General features: G+C 27.7%; 7 protein-coding genes, 2 tRNA genes and 2 rRNA genes. 8 read left to right on the top strand and 3 right to left on the bottom strand.

All coding sequences use genetic code 11. The annotated features are described in order from the left end of the window. From KQI16_RS04630 to KQI16_RS04620, 3 genes are all read left to right on the top strand, one after another. A 23S ribosomal RNA gene (locus tag KQI16_RS04630) occupies window positions 1-122 on the top strand; the annotation flags it as partial. 62 nt (window positions 123-184) lie between these two features. Further along, window positions 185-301, top strand: a 5S ribosomal RNA gene (gene rrf, locus KQI16_RS04625). Between the two features lie 5 nt (window positions 302-306). Continuing rightward, window positions 307-382, top strand: a tRNA-Phe gene (locus KQI16_RS04620). Between the two features lie 36 nt (window positions 383-418). On the opposite strand, the gene bcp is transcribed toward KQI16_RS04620, so the two are convergent. Beyond that, window positions 419-874 carry a thioredoxin-dependent thiol peroxidase gene (gene bcp, locus KQI16_RS04615; protein WP_216432535.1) on the bottom strand — a complete coding sequence of 152 codons (456 nt, stop codon included), beginning with the start codon at window positions 872-874 and terminating at the stop codon, window positions 419-421. 156 nt (window positions 875-1,030) lie between these two features. Between bcp and KQI16_RS04610 the strand changes: the two genes are divergently transcribed. Then, the gene (locus KQI16_RS04610; protein WP_216432534.1) at window positions 1,031-1,777 is read left to right on the top strand and encodes a peptidylprolyl isomerase; all 747 of its coding nucleotides are present in this window, start codon (window positions 1,031-1,033) and stop codon (window positions 1,775-1,777) included. Window positions 1,778-1,881: 104 nt separating this feature from the next. Here the strand turns inward: KQI16_RS04610 and KQI16_RS04605 are convergent, their stop codons facing one another. Together KQI16_RS04605 and KQI16_RS04600 are read right to left on the bottom strand one after the other, a co-directional pair. Then, window positions 1,882-2,526: an HAD family hydrolase gene (locus KQI16_RS04605; protein ID WP_216432533.1), complete on the bottom strand. Its 645-nt coding sequence runs from the start codon at window positions 2,524-2,526 to the stop codon at window positions 1,882-1,884. Window positions 2,527-2,812: 286 nt separating this feature from the next. Next, window positions 2,813-2,888: transfer RNA gene (locus KQI16_RS04600), tRNA-Pro, on the bottom strand. 196 nt (window positions 2,889-3,084) lie between these two features. Here KQI16_RS04600 and KQI16_RS04595 point away from each other — a divergent pair. The 4 genes from KQI16_RS04595 to rsmI all read left to right on the top strand — a co-directional run bounded on the left by KQI16_RS04595 (window position 3,085) and on the right by rsmI (window position 6,570). Continuing rightward, window positions 3,085-3,390 carry a hypothetical protein gene (locus KQI16_RS04595; protein WP_216432532.1) on the top strand — a complete coding sequence of 102 codons (306 nt, stop codon included), beginning with the start codon at window positions 3,085-3,087 and terminating at the stop codon, window positions 3,388-3,390. A 238-nt stretch (window positions 3,391-3,628) separates the two neighbouring features. Further along, entirely contained in the window at window positions 3,629-4,843 is a 1,215-nt protein-coding gene (locus KQI16_RS04590) for a C40 family peptidase (protein WP_216432531.1), read from the top strand. Window positions 4,844-4,972: 129 nt separating this feature from the next. After that, window positions 4,973-5,722 (top strand): tRNA1(Val) (adenine(37)-N6)-methyltransferase, encoded by a 750-nt coding sequence (locus KQI16_RS04585; RefSeq protein ID WP_216432530.1) that lies wholly within the window; start codon window positions 4,973-4,975, stop codon window positions 5,720-5,722. A gap of 2 nt (window positions 5,723-5,724) precedes the next feature. Beyond that, entirely contained in the window at window positions 5,725-6,570 is an 846-nt protein-coding gene (gene rsmI / locus KQI16_RS04580) for a 16S rRNA (cytidine(1402)-2'-O)-methyltransferase (RefSeq protein WP_216432529.1), read from the top strand. Window positions 6,571-6,572: the final 2 nt, after the last annotated feature.

The raw sequence follows: 6,572 nt of genomic DNA, 5'->3' as shown, positions 1-6,572 counted from the left end.
ATGAGATTTCCCATAGCATAAGCTAGTAAGACCCCTTGAAGAACACAAGGTTGATAGGTTAGAGGTGTAAGTATGGTAACATATTTAGCTGACTAATACTAATAGGTCGAGGGCTTGACCAAAATAAATGGCATTATTCATGTGCAATTTTGAGAGAACAAACTCTCAAAAATTTAATGATAAATCTGGTGACAATGGCGTAGAGGAAACACTCCTTCCCATTCCGAACAGGACAGTTAAGCTCTACAGCGTCGATGGTACTGCAGGGGAAGCCCTGTGGAAGAGTAGAACGTTGCCAGGTAATATGCCTCGATAGCTCAGTCGGTAGAGCAGAGGACTGAAAATCCTCGTGTCACTGGTTCGATTCCAGTTCGAGGCACCATAATAAAAAAAGCACTAATAAATATTGGTGCTTTTTTTATTTTTTTAATTCTTCAATTATAGCTTCAACATGACCTTTTACTTTTACTTTTCTATATTCCTTTATTAAAAGACCATTTTCGTCTATTAAGAAGGTGCTTCTTTCGATGCCCATAACCTTTTTACCATACATATTTTTTTCTTTTATGACGTCATATAGGCTGCAAACTGTTTTATCCTCATCACTTAAAAGAACAAATGGTAAGTTAAATTTTTCAATAAATTTATTATGTGAATTTAAATTATCCTTGCTTATCCCAAGAATTATGGTGTTTAGATCTCCTATTGTTTTAAAATTATCTCTGAAGTCACAAGCTTCAGTAGTACAACCTGGAGTATTATCTTTTGGATAAAAATATAATATAACCTTTTTACCTCTATAATCACTTAATTTATGTGTTTTTCCATCTGATCCTGGTAATTCAAAATCAGGAGCCATATCGCCAATATTCATAATAGATCCTCCTTTATAAGATAATATTTTATTAGTTAAGTAAAATATTATCAGAATATAAATTTTTAATCAAATAAAATAATATTGTATATTTTCTTAAAAACTCTGATATAATTAGTTATGTTATTAAAAATATAAAGATAAAGGAGAAAATTAATGCAAGATAAAATATTAGCCAATGTAGCGGGAAGACAAATAAAAGAATCAGATCTGCAAGTTATGATAAATAGATATCCAGCAGATAGAAGAGCATACTTTCAAACAGAGGATGCAAAAAGACAACTTTTAGAACAAATGATTTCTTTTGAACTAATAAATAAGTTTGGAAAAGAATTAAAAATTGATTCAACTGAAGAATATAAGGAAAATGTAAGGCAAGCAGAGTACGATATATTAACTCAATTAACATTAAATAAAATATTATTATATGTTACTGTTACAGAAGAAGATGCTTTAAATTATTATAATCAAAATAAAGCTCAATTCGTTAAGCAGGCTACAGTTTCAGCTAAACATATTTTAGTTGATTCAGAAGAACTTGCAAAAATTATAAAAGCAGAAATAGAAAATAATGAAATAAGTTTTGAGGACGCAGCTGTAAAATATTCAAGTTGTCCATCAAAAGAACAAGGTGGAAACTTAGGAACCTTTGGTAAAGGAATGATGGTAAAGGAATTTGAAGATGCTGCCTTTAATTCAGAACTAAATGTAGTAACTGATCCAGTAAAAACTCAATTTGGATATCATTTAATAAAAGTTGAAGAAAAAAATGAAGCTGAAGAAATGAGATTTGAAGAAGTTAAGGATCAAATAGTGAATAATTTATTACAACAAATGCAAGAAAGAAAATATCTTGATACTATAATGGAATTAGAAAAGAAATACGGTGTAACTAGAGCATAAAAATAATTAACGGTTTCCAATACATATTTTAAGAAATATAATTTAGATTAACTAAATTTTTTCTTAATTATATTTTGTATTGGAAACTGTTTTTTATATTAATTTTAATTAATGAGTTCTTTAAAACTCATAATATATCTATCTGCTAATTCTTCAAGTTCTTTTTTCTGATCTTTAGAAGCTTCATCATAAATAGCATAAACTGTCATTCCTGCAGATTTTGCCCCTTTAACAGCTTGTACTATGTCTTCAAATACTAAACATTCTTCTGGATTTAAATTTAATTTTTCTGCTGATAATATGTATATATCAGGATAGCTTTTTGATTTTTTTACTTCTTCTGTAGTTGATACAGCGTCAAAAAAATCATATATATTGTTATTTTTTAAAGTTGCCTCTAATAAAGGGACGGAGTTGCTAGTAGCTAGGGCAATTTTTATATTATTTGAGCGAAGATAGTTTAAGTATTCTATTACTCCTTCTTTTAGTTTTATTGTATTCGAATAATGATGATGAGCCATAGAATTCCATTTTTCTATTATTATTTCAGGATCATCTTTTATGTTAAATTTATTTTTAAAATATAGAGCTGTTTCTGTAAGTGTTAAATGAGTAATTTCTTCTTGTAAATTAGAAGGAACTTCATAGTTATATTCTTTTAAGTATTCTTCATCAATTTGAGCCCAAATTCCCATTGAATCAACTAAGGTCCCATCTAAATCGAAAATTACTCCCTTTATATTCTTCATATTAAAACCTCCACTTTTTCATTAATAAAAATTCATAAAATAAATTTTAAAAAATTATAACAAAAATTATTTCTTTAACTATAATAATTATAAGAACTTTTAGGGGGAAAGTCATTGGGAAGAATCTTTATGTATATTTATATTTTAACTATTCCAATTATAATTCATATATGTAATTATATTGGTATCGAAGAGAAATTTAAAGAAGCAGAAGAGTATATAGATTTTAATTAATATTTATAAGCATAAAATAAAAAAATCTTCTCGGTTAGAGAAGATTTTTTTATGGTCGGGGTGACAGGGATTGAACCTGCGACCTCATGGTCCCAAACCACGCGCGCTCCCATCTGCGCCACACCCCGTCGCATATTATTATTATATATCTAAAATTTGAACATGTCAACTTTTAAAATATTATATTTTTTATATTTTGTATAAGCATAAATATTATATAAAGTTAATTTCATTAATATTTGAAAAGATAAACATAATAATAATATTGAATATTTTATAAATTTGCTCTACTATATAAATTAGTTATATTAATGGAGGAAAAATATGAAAGCTACAACTATAGTTATATTATTATCAAGTATTGGCTTTTTAATAATAGGACTAATATATCTAAAAAGTAAAAAGATAAGAAAATCATTTGAAGAAAGTATGATTTATAAAAATGTTGATAAATATATAAAAATAAATGCTTTATTAAATTTAATATTAGGCATATTAGGTATTTTAATAGGAATAGCTGATTATTTTAGTATATTTGAATCAAATTATATTGTTATATTATTCATTGTTTTAATATTAATTCAAACAATAGCTCAAAAGGTTATTTTAAAAAATAATAAAATTATATAATATATATAAATAGCATTTATTGGTTCTTTTTTATATTGTTTGAAGCATATATTATAGGGGAAAATAAAAAAACAAATAGAAGTTTTTTGAATATTTTCCAGCTAAGAATATGTATAGAATACATTTACATCGCCTAAACATCTAATTTATTAAAAATTACCATTGTCTAAGGTTTCCATAAGTGTTATAATGGTAATATCTTAGGTAAGGAGAGGGGGATGGTCTTAGGACCAAACTTATGAATAAGAAACTTTTATCGATTGTTATGGCTGGAGCTATAACAATGGGATTAATTCATCCAGTTTTCGCTACTCCTAATGAGGAGATTATTGAAAATCAAAGAAAATATGAAGAATTAAATAGTAAAATAGAAGAAATACAGGGTGAGATATTTAAATTAAATGAACAAATTATGCCTTTGGCAGATAAAATTGAGGAAAATAATAAACAAATAGATAACATTAAGCAAGAAATTAAAAATACTAATAAAGAAATAGAAAATGCAAAAGTTGAAATTGCTGAAAAAGAAGAAATTCTAGGAAATAGGCTTAGAGAGCTTTATAAGTCAGGTGGGCAAGTTAATTACTTAGCTCTTATTTTTAGTGCGGAAAGTTTTAGTGATCTTATTTCAAAACTAGATTCTGCAGCAAAGCTTATAAGCATAGATAAGGAAATAGTTAACGATTTAAAGGAGAAAAAGCAAAGCCTTGATGAAAAAATAAATTCATTACAAGTTAAGGCTGATGAAATTACAAAAATAAATGAAGAAACAAATAAAATATTAGAAGAATTTGAAGATAAAAAGAAAGAACAAGAAGAATTGATTGCAAAGATTGAAGAAGAAAGATCAAGATTTGATGAAGAATTCCTTTCTGTATCTGAAAGAGAACTTGTTGCTTATCAAATTGAATTAATAAATTCTTCTAATTCAATAGATGAACTTCAAAGTGCTTCTAGCCAATTAGCTAATATTAGAGATTATCAACTTAAGAGTCCTATAGTAATACAAGAAGTTGAAGATGCTATTTATGCAGCAACTTTAAAAATCGAAGAATTACAAGCACAAGAAGCAGCTAGGCTTAATGCTAATAGGGGACAAACCTATACAGGATCTGCAAATTCTATAGTCAATTTTGCATATCAATTCATAGGAACTCCATATGTTTATGGGGCAACTGGTCCATCATCTTTTGACTGTTCTGGCTTTACAAGTTATGTTTATAGAAATGCTGCAGGAATAGAAATAAGCAGAACAACATATTCCCAAGTAGGCATAGGTCGAGAAGTATCATATGACGAATTACAACCTGGGGATTTGGTGTTTACTTACGGGTTAGATCATGTAGGAATATATGTTGGAGGTGGACAATATATTCATGCTCCTTACCCAGGTGAATCAGTAAAAGTTTCTCCAATAACATCTTTCTATACTGCTAGAAGAGTAATTAATTAGAAGTTGATTTATAGTGGACATATAACTCCGTCTATTTTAGGCGGAGTTATTTTTGTGATATTATATTAATATAAATCATATTTTTTGAAATTTTGATAAGAATATAATAAAAATAGTTGAGGGATACACATGAATAATAATATTAAGTTATTAGAAAATGAATCAATTGATGATTTACAGTTGGATAATCTTTATATAATACAAAAAAAATCTGGCTTTAGATTTGGAGTAGATGCTGTATTATTATCAAATTTTGCTAGAGTAAAAAGAAATCATAGGGTAATTGATTTATGTTCGGGAACAGGAATAGTTCCATTTTTGATATATGGTAAATATAAGGCAAAGGAAATTATAGGAGTAGAAATTCAACAAGATATGGTAGAGATGGCAGGGAGAAGTGCCAGATATAATGAAATTGATAATATCATAAAGTTTTATCAAGCTGATTTAAAAGATTTAAAATTTCTTCATACACTAGGAAAATTTGATGTTTTAACTGTTAATCCTCCATACAAATTAAATAATACAGGAATATTAAATCCTGAAGATAAATTAGCTATAGCTAGGCATGAAATCTTATGTAATCTAGAAGATGTAATAGTGGCTAGCAGAAAGTTACTTAAGGATAATGGACGAATGTATATGGTACATAGGCCCGAAAGATTAATAGATATATTTCAATTAATGAGAAAACATAAAATAGAGCCTAAGAGAATACAATTGGTTCATCCTAAAGTTAATAAAGCTCCAAATATAGTTTTAATAGAAGGACAAAGAGATGGGGGAGCTTATTTGAAATGGGAGGAATCTCTATATGTTCATAATGAAGATGGAAGTTACACAAAAGAAATAAATAAGATTTATGGTAGGGAGGTTTAATTATGGAAAAGGGAAAGTTATATCTAGTACCTACTCCAATAGGAAATTTAAAGGATATAACCTTAAGAGCTTTAGAAGTATTAGAAAAGGTGGATATGATTGCTGCTGAAGATACAAGACAGAGCCTTAAACTATTAAATCATTTTAATATTAAAAAGCCTTTATTTAGTTATCATAAACATAATGAACAAAGTAAAAGTGAAGATATAATAAATAAATTAAAAGAAGGCTTTAATATTGCCTTAATAACAGATGCAGGTACTCCTGGAATATCAGATCCAGGAAGTGTTATAGTGTCAAGATGTATAGAAGAAGATATAGCTTTTGAAGTTTTACCTGGAGCGACGGCTATAACTACAGCATTAGTTTATTCAGGATTAGATACAACAAAATTTGTATTTAGAGGTTTTTTGCCTAGAGAAAATAAGGATAGAAATTTGATAATAGAAGAAATGAAAAATTATAGAGATACCCTGATAATATATGAAGCACCTCATAGGTTAATAGGTACTTTAGAATACTTGCTAGAAGCTCTTGGAAATAGAAGAATATCTGTATGTAGAGAGTTGACTAAGCTTCATGAAGAAATATTTAGAGGGGATTTACTTTCTTCAATAAGTTATTTTAATGAAAATAAGCCTAGAGGAGAGTTTGTATTAGTTATAGAAGGTAAAACTGATGAAGAAATATTAGCTGAAAAAGAAGCTTTATGGAAAGATTTAAGTATAGAAGAGCATTTACTAAAAAAAATTGAAAGTGGAATGAGTAAAAAAGAAGCCATAAAAATAGTTGCAAAGGAAAGGAATATTTCTAAGAAAGAAGTATATAAATATTCCACAGAAATTTAATT

This window comes from Caproiciproducens sp. MSJ-32 (assembly GCF_018918055.1).
Taxonomy (GTDB): domain Bacteria; phylum Bacillota; class Clostridia; order Clostridiales; family Clostridiaceae; genus Clostridium.
Note: the sequence above shows the minus strand (reverse complement) of the source record. Positions and strands in the feature narration are given on the sequence as shown.